General features: G+C 74.0%; 12 protein-coding genes. 3 read left to right on the forward strand and 9 right to left on the reverse strand.

Features of this window, described 5'->3' with window-relative positions:
• Positions 1-90: 90 nt before the first annotated feature.
• Positions 91-2712 (forward strand): outer membrane protein assembly factor BamB family protein, encoded by a 2622-nt coding sequence (locus OIU81_RS21010; RefSeq protein WP_329150120.1) that lies wholly within the window; start codon positions 91-93, stop codon positions 2710-2712.
• Between the two features lie 84 nt (positions 2713-2796).
• Here the strand turns inward: OIU81_RS21010 and OIU81_RS42370 are convergent, their stop codons facing one another.
• Positions 2797-3837 carry a hypothetical protein gene (locus OIU81_RS42370; protein WP_443074020.1) on the reverse strand — a complete coding sequence of 347 codons (1041 nt, stop codon included), beginning with the start codon at positions 3835-3837 and terminating at the stop codon, positions 2797-2799.
• 202 nt (positions 3838-4039) lie between these two features.
• Here OIU81_RS42370 and OIU81_RS21020 point away from each other — a divergent pair, with 202 nt between their 5' ends.
• On the forward strand, positions 4040-4594 hold the full coding sequence (locus OIU81_RS21020; RefSeq protein ID WP_329150122.1) for a hypothetical protein: 555 nt from the start codon (positions 4040-4042) through the stop codon (positions 4592-4594).
• 35 nt (positions 4595-4629) lie between these two features.
• Here OIU81_RS21020 and OIU81_RS21025 read toward each other — a convergent pair whose 3' ends face one another.
• Genes OIU81_RS21025 through OIU81_RS21035 form a run of 3 tightly spaced genes read right to left on the reverse strand, consistent with a single transcriptional unit; the run spans position 4630 to position 7112 of the window.
• Positions 4630-5424 carry an enoyl-CoA hydratase/isomerase family protein gene (locus OIU81_RS21025; protein ID WP_329150124.1) on the reverse strand — a complete coding sequence of 265 codons (795 nt, stop codon included), beginning with the start codon at positions 5422-5424 and terminating at the stop codon, positions 4630-4632.
• Positions 5421-5903, reverse strand: coding sequence for a Zn-ribbon domain-containing OB-fold protein (locus OIU81_RS21030; protein WP_329155260.1), 483 nt, complete (start codon positions 5901-5903; stop codon positions 5421-5423). Before OIU81_RS21030 ends, OIU81_RS21025 begins: the two co-directional genes overlap by 4 nt.
• 60 nt (positions 5904-5963) lie before the next feature.
• Positions 5964-7112 carry a lipid-transfer protein gene (locus OIU81_RS21035; protein ID WP_329150126.1) on the reverse strand — a complete coding sequence of 383 codons (1149 nt, stop codon included), beginning with the start codon at positions 7110-7112 and terminating at the stop codon, positions 5964-5966.
• A 112-nt stretch (positions 7113-7224) separates the two neighbouring features.
• Here OIU81_RS21035 and OIU81_RS21040 point away from each other — a divergent pair, with 112 nt between their 5' ends.
• Positions 7225-8862 carry a FadD3 family acyl-CoA ligase gene (locus OIU81_RS21040; protein ID WP_329150128.1) on the forward strand — a complete coding sequence of 546 codons (1638 nt, stop codon included), beginning with the start codon at positions 7225-7227 and terminating at the stop codon, positions 8860-8862.
• 39 nt (positions 8863-8901) lie between these two features.
• On the opposite strand, the gene OIU81_RS21045 is transcribed toward OIU81_RS21040, so the two are convergent.
• The 5 genes from OIU81_RS21045 to OIU81_RS21065 form a co-directional block, all read right to left on the reverse strand.
• Positions 8902-9516: a TIGR03086 family metal-binding protein gene (locus OIU81_RS21045; RefSeq protein WP_329150130.1), complete on the reverse strand. Its 615-nt coding sequence runs from the start codon at positions 9514-9516 to the stop codon at positions 8902-8904.
• A 115-nt stretch (positions 9517-9631) separates the two neighbouring features.
• Entirely contained in the window at positions 9632-11206 is a 1575-nt protein-coding gene (locus OIU81_RS21050; RefSeq protein WP_329150132.1) for a class I adenylate-forming enzyme family protein, read from the reverse strand.
• A gap of 126 nt (positions 11207-11332) precedes the next feature.
• Complete coding sequence (locus OIU81_RS21055) at positions 11333-11485, reverse strand: hypothetical protein (RefSeq protein ID WP_329150134.1); 153 nt, start codon at positions 11483-11485, stop codon at positions 11333-11335.
• Positions 11486-11622: 137 nt separating this feature from the next.
• Positions 11623-11793, reverse strand: a complete 171-nt coding sequence (locus tag OIU81_RS21060; RefSeq protein ID WP_329150136.1) for a hypothetical protein — start codon at positions 11791-11793, stop codon at positions 11623-11625.
• Between the two features lie 212 nt (positions 11794-12005).
• A complete protein-coding gene (locus tag OIU81_RS21065) occupies positions 12006-14942 on the reverse strand; it encodes an AfsR/SARP family transcriptional regulator (protein WP_329150138.1) in 2937 nt (978 codons plus the stop codon).
• Between the last annotated feature and the right edge of the window lie 133 nt (positions 14943-15075).

The following is a 15075-nucleotide window of genomic DNA, read 5'->3' on the forward strand; positions in this document are numbered from 1 at the left end:
CGGTGAGACGCTGCACGGGGCAGTGGCTCTCGGCGGCTCGTGGCTCTTGAGAGTCTCTTTTTTTACGCCCCACGGGGAGGTGGCAGGCAAGTGGTGGAGCAGCTGAAGCAGCTGACGCAGCACGATCCCCGGCGGATCGGCCCGTTCGAGGTGCTCGGCCGTCTCGGGGCCGGCGGCATGGGGCTGGTCTATCTGGCGCGCTCGGCGTCCGGGCGGCGCGTGGCGATCAAAACGGTGCGCACCGAGCTCGCCGAGGACCAGCTGTTCCGGGTCCGCTTCACACGCGAGGTCGAGGCGGCGCGCGCGGTCAGCGGTTTCTACACCGCGGCCGTGGTGGACGCCGACCCGCGCGCCGCGGTGCCCTGGCTCGCGACGGCCTACGTCCCCGCGCCCTCCCTGGAGGAAATAGTCAATGAGTGCGGGCCGCTCCCGGCCCAGGCGGTGCGCTGGCTGGCGGCCGGCATCGCCGAGGCGCTGCAGTCCATCCACGGCGCGGGCCTGGTGCACCGTGACCTGAAGCCGTCGAACGTGCTGGTCGTCGAGGACGGCCCGCGGGTGATCGACTTCGGTATCGCCTCCGGGGTGTCCAACACGCGGCTCACGATGACCAACGTGGCCGTCGGCACGCCCGCCTACATGTCGCCCGAGCAGGCGCGTGACTCGCGCAGCGTGACGGGCGCGAGCGACGTCTTCTCCCTCGGCTCCACGCTGGTCTTCGCCGCCACCGGGCATGCCCCGTTCCACGGCGCCAACCCGGTCGAGACGGTCTTCATGCTGCTGCGGGAGGGCCCCGACCTGGCCGGACTGCCGGACGAACTGCGTCCGCTGATGGAGTCCTGTATGCAGATGGAGGCCGGCCAGCGGCCGTCCCCCGCCGATCTGCAGTCCCAGCTCGCACCGCATCTCTTCGGCTCCGGCAGCGACGACAGCGGCACCGCCTCCGCCTGGCTGCCGGCCGGCGCGGTGGCGCTGATCGAGGGCCGGCGGGGCGGGCGCTCCGCCGTACCCGCCGGCGGCCAGCGGGCCGGCTCCGGCCGCGTCGCGGGCCGTCCCGCACCGGCCGCGCCGCCGGCCCCGCCCGCGTCGCCGCCGATGCCCGCGGCACAGCCCGTCCAGGCGCCGCCGCGGCCCGAGAGCGCCCCCGTCGGCGCGGAGTCCGGCTGGGGCGGCCGGCTCGGCGCGGGCCCCGGCGTGCACCGCGGCGGCGATCCGCGCGGTGCCCACCCCGGCCCGATGCCGCAGGCCGCGGTGCTCGGCCCGGAGGCCTCGACGGCCCGGGTGACCCCGGTCTCCGCGGCGCCGCCCGCCGGCGCCCTGGCCGCCCCGCCCGCCCCCGCGGACGGCGCGGCCGGCCCCGTACGCCTCGGCGGCTCGCCCGCCCCGATAGGGCCCGGTCCGCGCGCCGACGCCCCGGGCCCGCAGCCGCGCGCTCAGGCCGGTGCCGCCACGAACTGGGTGCGCCCGCCCGGCGCCCCCACGGCCGGTGTGCCGCCGCAGGGTCCGGCCGGCGCCGCGACGGAGGGCCCGGCCCGCGGTGAGGCCGCGCCGCCCGCTCCGCCCGAGGCACCGCCCGCCGAGCCGGGCCGCTGGCGCCCCTGGCGGTTCCGGATGTCGAACGACGTCTGGGGCACCCCCGCCGTCGCCGACGACCTGCTGTACGTCACGTCCTTCGAGGTGCACGCGCTCGATGTGGCCAGCGGCCGCCGCAAGTTCAAGACCCGTGACGTCGCCTGGGCGATGGCGGTCGCGGACGGCCGGATCCACGCCTCGGACGGCCCGAGCCTGTACGCGCTGGACGCCGAGGACGGCAGCGACCGCTGGCGGCTGAACACCGAGGGCTGGGTCTACGCCCTCAAGGTCGACCACGGGACGGTCGTCACCAGCACCCGCGGCGGCGGCGTCCAGGCGTGGGAGGCCGGCACCGGCGAACTGCTGTGGGAGACCGGCGGCGTCCAGACCGACTTCGAGAGCGCCGAGGCCGGGCCCGTGGTGCACGACGGCACGGTGTTCGTCTGGGCCGACGCGCGGCTGAAGGCGCTGGACGCGCGGACCGGCGCCGAGCGCTGGTCGTATCCGGTCGGCGACGCGGCGGCCTGCGGCGGGGTGCCGATGCGGCTGCTGCCGGCGCCGGACGGTGCGGTCTACGTGGTGGCCGGCACCCGGGTCCTGGCGATCGACCTCGCACGCGGCGAGGTGCGCTGGCACTTCGAGGCGCCCGCGGTGTTCCTGAGCCCGCCCGCCTTCGCCCCCGGCCCGGCCGTCACCGGCGGCGGGGTCTATCTGGCGGACTACCTCGGCACGGTCTACGCGCTGGACGCGGCGGACGGCCGCGACCGCTGGCGGATCGCCACCGAGGCGCGGCAGTCCACCGAACCGGTGCTGGTGGCGCACGGCGCGGTCCATCTGGGCAGCGGCAAGGCGCTCTACACCCTGGACGCGGTCACCGGCACCCCGCGCTGGCGGTTCCAGGCCGGTGCCGAGGTCGTGGGCGCCCCGGTCGTCGCGGAGGGCCGGGTGCACTTCGGCTCGGCCGACCACTGCCTCTACACGCTCGACGCGATGGGCGGCCAGCTGCGCTGGAAGCTGGAGACCGGCGGCGAGATCACCGGCTCCCCGGTGGCGGTCGGCGGAGTGGTGTACGCGTGCAGCAAGGACCGCTGCGTGTACGCGCTGGACGCGGCCAAGGGGACGGGGCTGGCGCGGCGGCCGTGACGCGGCGGCCGTGACGGGCGGTGCACCGGCGGCCCTTGCCATGAGGCGCTGCCGCACGCGGCGCCGTCACCGCTGCCCGGCCGGCTACTGCCGGTCCTCCGGCGGCTGTTCGGGTTCCTGCTGAGGAGGCTGTCCCGGCTCCTGACGGCGCGGCGGCCGGTCCGGTTCCTGCCGCGGCGCGGGCTGCTCGGGCTCGTGAGGCCGCGGCTGCCGGTGTTCCCTGCCCCATTCCACGGGAGGCGTGGGGGGCTGGCGATGGGCCGGCATGGTGGGCGGTGGCGGCGGAGGTTGCTGCGGCTGCTGCGGCTGCTGCGGCTGCTGGGGCGGCGGCGGTGTCTGCTGCCGGTTGGGCGGGGGTGGCGGGGGCACCGGCTGGGGAGCGGTGGGGGTGTCGTCGCCCGGCCCGTGGGCACCGCCGCCGTGGCCTCCGGGAGCGGGGCCCGCCGGCGGTCCGGCGGGGGTGGGGCCGGTCGGGTACGGCTCCGGGTTCCACTCCTCGGCCCCCGGGCGGCCCGCGTCCCAGGGTTCGGGCGTCCCCGGGGGATAGGGCGTGTCCTCGTGGTAGCGCGTGGGGGCGTCGTAGCGCTCGTCGTACGGCGGCCGTCCGTAGTACCCGACGTCATCACCGCGGTCGTCATACCGCCGGTCGTCATATCCGCGGTCGTCGTACCCGCGGTCGTCGTACCCCCGGCCGCCCTCGTCGCGGTCGAGGACCCGGCGGCCGCGGCCCCGCATGACCAGCGCGCCGAGCAGCAGCAGGAAGCCGCCGCCCAGGGCGTTGGCCACACCCACGCCCAGACCGCGGGCGCCGGCCGTCAGCTCGGTGGCGGCCTGCCCCTGGCGGACCATCCACAGGACCGTGAAACCGAGCACCACCAGGCCCGCGAGGGTGACCAGCAGCCGGGAGCGCAGGGCGACACCGATCAGGGTCAGCAGCGCGGCGAAGGCCATGGGGAGGAGGAGGGAGCCGAAGAGCGCGGCACCGTTGCGGGTGAGGCCGTGGAAGAGGTCCTCGATCCGGACGTCACTTCCGTGACGGCCGTCGTACCAGGGACGGAAGGGGCTCCAGACGGCGGCCGTCGCTCCGATGAGGGCGATCAGCGACCCGAGAACGTTGCGCACCACGGGCGTCGCCTCGCTTCGGGTCGTCCGGTCGTCCTCCGTGACCGACGCTACGCCTGGGTGTGCGCGCCCGCGAGACAAGTACGCCCGCCCGCGTGGCCGGTGCCTCGCAGGGGTGTCACCGGCGCTTGCTAGGGTGCCGTGCACGCGTCAAGCCGCGGTCTGGCGGCGAGATCGGACGTTTTCACGGGGGATTGAGCGGAGCATGAAGCAGCAGCGTATGCGCACGGGCACGGCCGGCCGCGGGGGCGCCCGCACCCGGAGCAGAGCGGTGGCCGCGGCCGCCATGACCCTGGTCGCGGCCACCACGCTCAGCGGCTGTCTCCTCCCCCGGGCGCACCCCGTGGTGCTGCCGCCCTCCCCGACGCCCACGTCGAGCGACAGCTACGACCCGCAGGACGCGACCCCGTCGGAGGACCCCACCTACTCGCCGTCGCCGGCCGAGGAGACCTACGACCCGGACGGCCGCTCGGACGTCACGGGCAGCAACTGCGACTTCTCCCATTCGCTGCGCCAGTTCACGTACACGGTCTCCATCACCAATCCGTCCACGACGGACTCCTTCTCCTACGACATGGCCGTCAACTGGATGAAGGCCAAGCCGGCCGACGGCAAGGCGTACGGGCTGCACCAGCGCTCGATCGTCGTCGGGCCCGGTGACACCGAGACGTACACCGCCAAGTACACCGTCAACCAGTCCTCCATCGGGCAGTTCTGGTACACCTGCCAGATCACGCGGGCGCAAAAGACGCGCATGTAGGCGCCGCCCCGTAGCGGTGGTCCGTGGTCCGGTGGTCACCTCACCGGGGGGCCGCCGTCGGGTCCGCCGTCCCCGTGGCCGGGCCGTTTCCGGGCGGCGAACAGCTCCGCCTGGCGGTCCGGGGGCAGGTTGCCCAGCGCGATCAGCTGGGGGGCGTGGGCCAGGGCCGGTGCCGCGGCCGCCTCCCGGGCCGCCCACAGGGCGCGCACGGTGCCCTGGACCGCCTCGGTCGGCTGGGCGGCGAGCACGGCCGCGCGGCGCAGCGCCACCTCGGCCGCGGCGCCGGGCGCGGTCAGCTCGGAGACCAGGCCGATCGCGTAGGCGCGAGGTGCGCTCAGCCGCTCCGCCGTCCCCATCAGGGCCAGCCGGGCGATCTCCCCGTAGGGCATCCGCTGGGCCATGGAGATGGACTCGTACGCGCTGACCATCCCGTAGGTGGTGTGCGGGTCGAAGAAGGTGGAGTTCTCCGACGCGATGAGGAACTCGGCCTCGCCCAGAAGGTAGAAGGCGCCCCCGCAGGCCATTCCGTCGACCGCGGCGATCACCGGCTTCCACAGGTCGTTGGCCTTCGGGCCGATGTGGAGCAGCGGGTCGTCCAGCGAGTAGGGCGAGGGCGGCTGGGGAACGTGCGCGGAGCGGTCGAGGCCGGTGCAGAAGGCCCGGCTGCCGGCGCCGGTGAGCACCGCGGCGCGTACGGCGTCGTCGTGGCGCAGCGCCCGCCAGGTGGCGGCGAGTGCGGCGGCGGTGTCCAGGTCGAGGGCGTTGTGCCGGTCGGGCCGGTCGAGGGTGACCAGCGCGACCCCGTCCTTGACGGTGGTGTGCAGGGTCATGGCCGCTCCAGGAGCCAGCGGGGCACGGTCATGCCCTCCGGGAGGGTGTGGAAGGCGGCCTTCACCGGGGCGCCGATGCGCAGCCGGGCGGGAGCGACGGAGTTGAGCGGGGCGTCGGCGGCGGTGACGAGGTTGCCGACGAGGCGGATGCGCGGGGCCTCCGTCAGCTCCACGACGATCACGTTGTAGCCGGGCAGGGCGGCGTACGCGGGCAGCAGCGGCGGGTGCGGCAGCACGTAGGACCAGATGCGGCCGCGGCCGCTCATCTTCTGCCAGCGGGCGGCGAAGGACTGGCAGTGCGGGCAGCAGGGCCGGGGCGGGAAGCGCAGTGCGCCACAGCCGTCGCAGGCCTGGACGCGCAGCTCGCCCCTGGCGGCGTACTCCCAGAACGGTGCGCCGTCCTCGTCGGGGACGGGGAGCAGCAGGCCGGCGCCGTCGTCGGGCCGGTTGTCAGTGGCGGGTGCCACGCTGGGTGTCATGGCAGCACGCACGGACTCCCGCACGGGCCCGCCGGCGGACTCACGAGTGGTCATGGCGTCTCAACTCCTCAGCAGCAGGGCCGAGGTGGGGACGCCCTCGCCCGCGGTGACCAGACAGGTGGCGGCGCCGGGGACCTGCGCGGTGCTGGTGCCGCGCAGCTGCCGGACGCCTTCGGTGATGAGGTTGAAGCCGTGCACATACGCCTCCGAGAGGCCGCCGCCGCCGGTGTTGATCGGCAGCCGGCCGCCGGTCTCCAGGGCGCCGCCCTCGGTGAAGGCCGCGCCCTCGCCGCGCCCGCAGAAGCCGTAGCCCTCCAGTGAGAGGGGGATCAGGGGGGTGAAGGCGTCATAGATCTGTGCCACGTCGACGTCCTGCGGGCCCAGGTCGGCGCCCTTCCACAGCTGCCGGGCGGCGGTCCAGGCGGGGCCGGTGAGCGGGTCGTCGTTCCAGTAGTTGACCATGCCGTGGTGCTGGGCGGGCAGGCCCTGGGCGGCGGCGTGGACGTAGACGGGCCGGTGGCGGCAGTCGCGGGCGCGCCCGGCCGCGACCACGACACAGGCCAGTGCGCCGTCGGTCTCCAGGCAGTTGTCGAACAGGCACAGCGGCTCGCTGATCCAGCGGGCGGTCATGTACATCTCGCGGGTCAGCGGGCGCTCGTACATGATCGCGGCCGGGTTCTGGTTGGCGCGGTTGCGACAGGCGAGGGCGACGTGGAAGAAGTGGTCGCGGGTGGCGCCGTATTCGTGCATGTAGCGGCGGGCCAGCAGGCCGATCTCGTCGGCGGGGCGCAGCAGTCCGAAGGGGCGCGTCCACTGCGCCGGGGTGGGCAGCTGGGCCCGGGTGTTCTTCCAGGGCCGCGGTCCCGAGCCGCGTTTGCGGGAGCGCCAGGCGACGCCGACGCTGGCCTGGCCGGTGGCGATGGCGGCGGCCAGATGCGCCACCGTCGCACAGGAACCGCCGCCGCCGTAGCCGACCTTGGAGAAGTGGGTGACGTCCCCGGCGCCGATGGCCTTGGCTATCTCGACCTCGTCGGTCTCCTCCATGGTGTAGGAGGCGAAGGCGTCCACCTCCGAGGGGGCGATCCCGGCGTCGTCCAGCGCCGCGATGATCGCCTGGCAGGCCAATGCCTTCTCGGATGCCGGGAGTTGCTTCGCGAACGGCGTCTGCCCGATGCCGGCTATCGCCGTCGCGTCCTTGAGGGTCGCCACCGTCGCCACCTCCGTGGTCGGTCGTCAGTGCTGACAGCGGAGGAGGCTACCGCTAATCTGACGCCCAGTCAGCTAGTGGTGTGGGCCGCTCTCTTCACCGGGAGGCAGTGCGATGCGTGACGACCTGGATGTGCGGGCCGACCTGGAGTACGGCGCCATTCCCCGGCTGGTGCGCGCGGCCGCCCTGCGGTACGGCCCCCGGGAGGCCGTCGTCGAGGGCCGTACCCGGGTGTCGTACGCGGAGCTGGGGGAGCGGGTGGAGCGGGCGGCGGCCGCCTGTATCGCCTCCGGGGTTCTCCCCGGTGACCGCGTCGCCGTCTGGGCGCCCAACACCCTCGACTGGATCGTCGCCGCCCTCGGGGCCGTCACCGCCGGCGCCGTCCTCGTCCCGGTCAACACCCGCTTCAAGGGCACCGAAGCCGCCTATGTCCTGCGCCGCACCCGCGCCCGGCTGCTCTTCGTCACCGGCACCTTCCTCGGCACGTCCTACGCCGCCTCGCTGCGACGCGCCGCCCGGGAGGGCACCGGCCGCGGCCCGCTGCCCGGACTCCCGCAGCTGGAGCGGGTCGTGGTGCTCGCCGACGACGCCCCCGCCGATTTCGTCAGCTGGCCGGACTTCCTCGCCGGCGGTGCGGCGGTGCCCGCGGGGACGGTCCGCGCCCGGGCCGATGCCCTGAGCCCCGACGACGCCTCGGACATCATCTTCACCTCCGGTACCACCGGCCACCCCAAGGGCGCCGTGATCACGCATGCGCAGACGCTGCGCGCCTATGACGTCTGGAGCGAACTCGCCGGCCTCCGGGAAGGCGACCGCTATCTGATCGTCAACCCGTTCTTCCACACCTTCGGCTACAAGGCCGGGGTCATCGCCTGCCTGCTGCGCGGCGCGACGATGATCCCGCAGCCGGTCTTCAGCGTGGAGACCGCGCTCGCCCACATCGCCGCCGAGCACATCTCCGTACTCCCCGGCCCGCCCACCCTCCATCAGCAGATGCTCGACCACCCCGCCCGCGACCGGTACGACCTGTCCGCGCTGCGCCTGGTGGTCACCGGCGCCGCCGTGGTCCCGCTGGAGCTGGTCGAGCGGCTGCGCGGCGAGCTGAAGATCTCCACCGTCCTGACCGCGTACGGACTGTCGGAGAGCTCGGGCATCGTCACGATGTGCCGCCGCAGCGATCCGCCCGAGGTCATCGCCACGACCTCGGGCCGGGCCCTGCCCGGCACCGAGATCCGGATCGTCGACGCCACGGGCGCTCCGGCGGCCCCCGGAGAGGCGGGCGAGGTCCTGGTCCGCGGCTATCACGTGATGTCCGGCTACTTCGAGGACCCGGCCGGCACGGCCCGCGCCCTCACCCACGACGGCTGGCTGCGCACCGGCGACATCGGCGTCCTCGACGCGGCGGGCAATCTGCGGATCACCGACCGCCTCAAGGACATGTTCATCGTCGGGGGCTTCAACGCCTATCCCGCCGAGATAGAACAACTCCTCGGCCGCCACCCGGACATCGCCGAGGTCGCCGTCATCGGCATCCCCGACCCCCGGCTCGGCGAGGTCGGCAGGGCCTACGCGGTCCGCCGGGCCGGCTCCCGGCTCACCGCCGACGATCTGATCGCCTGGTCCCGTCGCGAGATGGCCAACTACAAGGTGCCGCGGGAGGTCACCTTCGTCCCCACGCTCCCGCGCAACGCCAGCGGCAAGGTCCTCAAGACCCGGCTGCGCACCGCTGTCCAGGGACCCGCGCCCGCGTGACGCGACGGCCGCCGGGCCGGATCCGCGCGCCGCAGCGGCCTACGCCCCCGGGGGTGCCCAGTCGGGCCGGCGGCCGCTGAGCGCCACCACCCGGTCGAGCAGCGGCGCGTCCTCGGGCACGGGCACCACGGCCCCGAAGGGCCCTTCGCCCGCCTCGACCGCCCCGCCGTCCCCGGCCCAGGCGGACAGCAGCGCATGGCAGACGTCCAGGTCGGCCCGGCCGGGCGCGTACTCCTGGCCCGTGGCGCGCGCCAGGTCCCAGGCGTGCAGGACCAGCTCGTTGAGCGCGACCCGGCCCGCGACCGCGCCCGGCAGCGTCACCCCGCCCGCCTGGGTCTCCCCCTCCCACGCCTGCGGGTCGCGCCAGGCCTCGGTCATCCCGCTGAGGTTGCGGTCCAGCTCGGCCCGCCAGCCGGGCGCCACATCGGCCCGGGGCCCCGAACCGGGGGAGGTGCCGGTCATCGGGCCGAGGTTCTTGCGCGCCACGTCCTGGAAGGCACCGGCCAGCCCGACGAGATGCCCCAGGAGATGGCGCACGGCGTAGTCCTCACAGGGTGTGGGCGCGTCCAGCAGCGCCTCGTCGGTGTCTTCCGCGAGCCGCGCCACCAGCCGTGCCTGCGCCGCGAAGTCGATCATCTCGGTCATCTCGGTCATCGTCCGGGATCCTTCCGTTCCAAAGAGACCGTGCCGGCGCAGAGCTGCCGCCGCACTCCCAGTGAAGACTCCGCCCGGCCCCGGAACTCATCGCCACACCGCCCGGAACTCCCGGCTACTCCGTATACCGCTGCGCATGCCGCTGCGTGTACCGCGCCCGCAGCGCCGCCTTCAGCACCTTGTGCAGCGGCCCGCCGCGCGGCAGCTCCCCGGTGATCTCCAGCTGCTCCGGCAGCTTCTGGACCATCAGCCCGGCCGCCCGCAGATGCGCGGTCAGCGCGTCCAGGGTGAGCGGCGGCGCGGCCGGATCGGCGGGGGTGACCACCGCGCACACCCGCTCGCCGCGCTCCCGGTCCGGCAGCCCGATCACCGCCGCCTGGGCCACCGCCGGATGGGTGTGCACCAGATCCTCGATCTCCTGCGCGGAGATGTTCTCGCCCTTGCGGATGATGATGTCCTTGAGCCGCCCGGTGAGCACCAGGTGCCCGTCGGGGCGCACGGCGCCCAGGTCACCGGTGTGGAAGTAGCCCTCGGCATCGAAGGCCGCCGCGGTCAGCGCCGGGTCGGTGTAGCGCCGGAACAGCATCGGGCCCTTGAGTGTGACCTCACCGCTCTCCCCGGCCGCGGCCTCGGACCCGTCCGGCCGGGCTATGCGCACCCGCGCGCCCACGACCGGCCTGCCGACCGTCCGGGCGAGCTGCTCGTCGCTGTCGTACGGCGTGCCCATCGCGATCATCGGGCACTCGGTCATCCCGTACCCGTGCACGATCGCGCACCTCAGCTCCCGCCCGGCCTCCCGGTAGAGCTCCGGCGGCAGCGGCGCCCCGCCGCCGGACAGCAGCCGCAGCGAGGGGATCAGCCGGCCGGCCTGCGGCTGCCGCTGCCGCCGGCGCCGCGACTCGTCCAGGAACGCCTGGTAGAAGGCGGTACTGCCGCCGGCCATCGTCACCCCGTGCCGCCGGTAGACGTCGGCCGCCCGCCCCGGCTCGAAGCTGTCCAGGACGACCGCCGGAAACCCGCTGACCAGCATGGCGATGACGTAGTCCGGACCGGCGATGTGCGCGTAGGGAAAGGCGATCGAGCCGATGTCGTCCGGGGACATCCCCAGTGCGGTGGCCAGCCCGATGCCGCCGGCGATGAGCGTGGCGTCGGTGTGCTCGACACCCTTGGGGGCGGCCGTGGTGCCGGAGGTGTAGTAGATCCACGTGGTGTCCCCGTCGCCACCGGGCACCGCACCGGGCAGCCCGGCCGGATCCCCCACGGGCAGTTGCTCGTCCACCGACAGCACCCGCACCCCGTCCCCGGCCAGCGTGCGCACCATCGCGGTGTGGTCGAACCCCCGCCACACGCCCGGCACGAGCACCCACTCCGCCGCCGACTCCGCCAGAATGAAGCCCACTTCACGTTCCCGGTGCAGGGGTATGACGGGTATCTGCACGGCCCCGAGCCGGGCCAGCGCCAACGAGAGGACCACCGTCCCGATCCGGCTCGGCAACTGCCAGGCCACCCGCGTCCGGGGGCCGATGCCCAAGTCCCGCAAGCCGGCCGCCACCCGCAGCGCCTCGTCCCGCACCGCGCCGAAGGTGACCGTCCGCCCGCCCTCGTCGAAGAACATCGGTGCCCCGCGCGAGGCGTTGGCCCGGTATTCGACCAGTTCCCACAGCGACTGCATACGGGCGGGTTCGAACACGGCGCGCCTCCTGGGGGTGAGCAGGACGGAACGTGATCCGGCCCCGGCGACCTCGCCGGGGCCGGATGGCGCGACTGTAGCAGTGGAACTGACGGAGCGTCAGAGTCGTGAAGCCTCTTGCGGGGCCTACTGCGGGACGACGGGCCGGTGCCGGTCCAGGGTGGTCAGGCCCGCTCCGGGAGCGGGATGGCTGCTGTCCGCCAGCGCCGGTGCCGCGGCACCGCCGGATATGGCGGCGGCCACCGCCAGGGTCACCAGGGCCGTCTTGAGTCGGTTCATTCGCACTCCGGATGTGAAAGGTGCCGTGGGCGGAGGGGAGAGGAAAAAACGCCGCAGGGACCGGTCCCGATGGCTCCCCTCCGTGCCATCGAAACCAGCCCCTGCGATCCCCCGAAACGTCGTGCCCCGCTCAGAACTTACTGCGGGTCCACGATCGGCCTGTGCTTGTCCTTGGCGGACAGGACACCGGGCGCGGGCGCCGAAGACGCCTCCGGCGCGGTGCCCTCACCGATGATCGGCCGGTGTTTGTCCATCGGCTTGATGATGGGCTTCTGGGTCGGCTGGATGTTGCTCTCTTCTGTGCTCACGGTGACCAACTCCTGTGTATGGGCGCTGTACAGTACGCCTCGCCGGCGACTCCCCCGAGGGCCGCCGGAGAGGTGTACCAGGGCCGAACACCTTACGGTGGGGCCGGGTCACCGAGCCGCTTGCCCCCCGAGGCGGCGGATCGGTTGGTAAGAGAATGGCCGCCGGCGATGAACGATCGATAAACGCCCGCGATTACGTCGCTGACCTGTGGTTATGCGGCGGCCATGGGGGCCAGCAGCGAGCGCACCGTGATGGCCTCGGGCGAGCCGAGCCGGTCATGGATGGCCAGCGCCTCCTGCCAGCACACCCGCGCCCGGCCGGGGTGGCCGATGGCGTGCAGGGCCCGGCCGAGCGTCGTCAGGGCGTTGGCCCGCCACCATTCGCCGCCGATGCCGCGCAGCGTGGTCAGCGCCTGCTCGGCGTGGTTGGCGGCGTCCGCGGGTCGGTTCCCGGCCAGTTCGACCTCGGCGAGCCGGAAGTACGTCATGCCCTCCCAGAACCGCTGGCGGCTCTGCTGGAATATCGTCAGCGCCTTCATCAGCTGAACGGTGGCGTCGTCCAGGCGGTTGGCCAGGGTGAAGGCCAGCGCGAGGGCGTACATGCCGTTGGCCAGGCGCCGTTCGGCGCCGAGCCGGCGATAGATGGCGATGCCCTGTTCGGCGAGCTCGATGGCGCTCTCCGTGCGCCCGGTGTCCAGATGGACCCGGGAGAGGTTGCACAGCGCGCTGGCCTCGGACTGCTCGTTGTTGTCCGCGCGGAAGGCGGTGAGCGCGTGGTTGAGATAGGCCTCCGCGTCCGCGTGCCGCTTCTGCTCACCGGCGATGATGCCCCGGTCGTTGGGCGCGTTGGACGACGAGAAGGGGTCACCCACGGCCACCCCGAGAAGCATGGCCGACTTGGCGTGCTCGTCCGCCTCGTCGAGCCGTCCGGCGAGGGTGTGGACGTTGGTGAGCGAGGTGTGCAGCCGGGCCTGGGCGTGCTGGTCCTCGGCGGCCCGGGCGGCTTCCAGCAGCCGCACATTGGCCTGCTCGTACTGCCGGGCGTCGGCGCCGGACTCGGCGAGGTCCAGGGTCAGCAGCAGCAGGTCGACCGAGCGCCGCAGGAAGGCGGGGCCGGTGGCGTGCCGGGCGCAGGCGAGCACGCAGCTGGCCTCGCTGAACAGCCAGGCCAGCGCGTGCTGCCGGTCCGTCAGCTCCAGCCCCGGATAGCTCGTGGACTCCATGTGGTCGATGAGCCGGTCGCCGGGCCGCTCCAGGGCGTACATCCGGGCGGCCGTCGCCAGATAGAAGTCCAGCAGCCGCGACAGGGCCGCCTCCCGCTCCGAGGGCGGCTGTTCGTCCCGCTCGGCACAGGCCCGGGCATAGAGCCGGACCAGATCGTGGAAGCGGTAGCGGCCCGGGGCGGCGGACTCCAGGAGGCTGGCGTCGACCAGGGACTCGACGAGGTCCTCCGCGGCATCGATGCCAAGGTCGAGGACGGCCGCCGCGGCGGCCAGTGAGATGTCCGGGCCGTCGGCCAGCCCCAACAGCCGAAAGGCCCGTGCCTGGTGGGGCTCCAGCTGTCCGTATCCCAGCTCGAAGGTGGCCTTGACGGCGAGGTCGCCGGCGCGCAGCTCGTCCAGCCGGCGGCGTTCGTCGGCGAGCTTGCTGGCCAGGACGGAGACCGTCCACGTACGGCGCGCGGCCAGCCGGGAGGCGGCGATCCGGATGGCCAGCGGCAGGAAGCCGCAGGCGCCGACGACGGCCATGGCGGCCTGCCGCTCGGAGGTGACGCGCTCCTCCCCGACGATGCGGGTGAAGAGGGTCAGGGCCTCCTCGGGGCTCATCACGTCGAGGTCGATCAGATGCGCCCCGGCCAGGTCGATCATGCGGGCGCGGCTGGTGATCAGCGCGGCGCAGCCTTCCGCGCCGGGCAGCAGCGGGCGGATCTGGGCGGCGTCGCGTGCGTTGTCCAGCAGGGCCAGGACGCGGCGTCCGGCGAGGGTGGAGCGGTAGAGCGCGGCGCGTTCCTCCAGGCCGTCCGGGATGGCGGAATCGGCGGTTCCGAGCGCACGCAGGAAGGCACCGAGCACCGCCTCCGGCTCGGAGGGGGCCTGTCCGGCGCCCTGTAGATCGACATAGAGCTGTCCGTCGGGGAAGTGCTCGCGGGCGGCGTGCGCGACATGGACGGCGAGGGTGGTCTTGCCGACGCCGCCGATGCCGGTGAGCGCGGAGACGGCCATCACGCTGCCCTCGGCGGTGGCCAGCTGCCGACCGAGGTCGTCGACGAAGGCGCTGCGGCCGGTGAAGTCGGCGACGGTGGCCGGGAGCTGCTGGGGGCGCACGAAGACCTGGTCGCTGGTGTCGGGACAGTCGTCGATGACCGGCGGCGCGTCCAGTTCGGTGTCGGCGCGCAGGATTCGCTGCTGGAGGTCGGAGAGCGAGGCGCAGGGGTCGACGCCGAGTTCGTCGGCGAGCAGCCGGCGGGTGTCGGCGTAGACGGCGAGCGCCTCGGCCTGCCGTCCACTGCGGTAGAGGGCCAGCATGAGGAGTTCGCGCAGCCGCTCGCGCAGCGGGTGGGCGGCGGTGAGCGCGGTCAGCTCGGACACCACCTCCGCGTGGCAGCCGGCTTCCAGGTCGAGTTCGAGACGGGTCTCGGTGAGGGAGAGCCGCCACTCCTCCAGCCGGGTGCGCTGGGTGTCCACGTACGGCCCGGCCAGCCCGGCCAGGGGTTCGCCGTCCCACAGCGCCAGGGCCGCGTCGAGGAGTTCCCGGGCGCGGGTGCGGTCGCCGGAGGCCTTGGCCTTCTCCGCCTCGGCGGCGTACTGCTCGGCGTGGTCGTGGTCGAGGTCCAGCGGGCGGCCGTCCACCGGACGCAGGGCATAGCCGCCGGACTCGCTGACCAGGGCCTCGGAGTCGTCGCCCAGGGCCTTGCGCAGCCGGGAGGCGTAGGTGCGCAGCGCGGCGAGCGCGGCGTGCGGCGGTTCGTCGCCCCAGAGGGCGTCGACGAGTTCGGGCGCGGTGGCGGTGCGCCCGCCGCGCAGCAGTAGTGCGGCGAGCAGCGCACGCTGCTGCGGGGAGCCCGCTGCCAGCGGCGTTGCGCCGCGCCAGGCCCGTACGGGACCGAGCACGGTGAAGCGGAGCCGCTCCCGCCCCGGACCGTCGTCCATGGTGCCCCCCTGCTGTGTGCCTCTGTCGCGCTGTACGCACAACCTCGCTGTGCGCAACGGTCAGTCTGCCTTGTCGCGCCCGCTTCCGTCAGTAGGGGTCCAGTCCGTGCACAAAGCCTCCCCGCCTGATCGG

This window comes from Streptomyces sp. NBC_01454 (assembly GCF_036227565.1).
Taxonomy (GTDB): Bacteria; Actinomycetota; Actinomycetes; order Streptomycetales; family Streptomycetaceae; genus Streptomyces.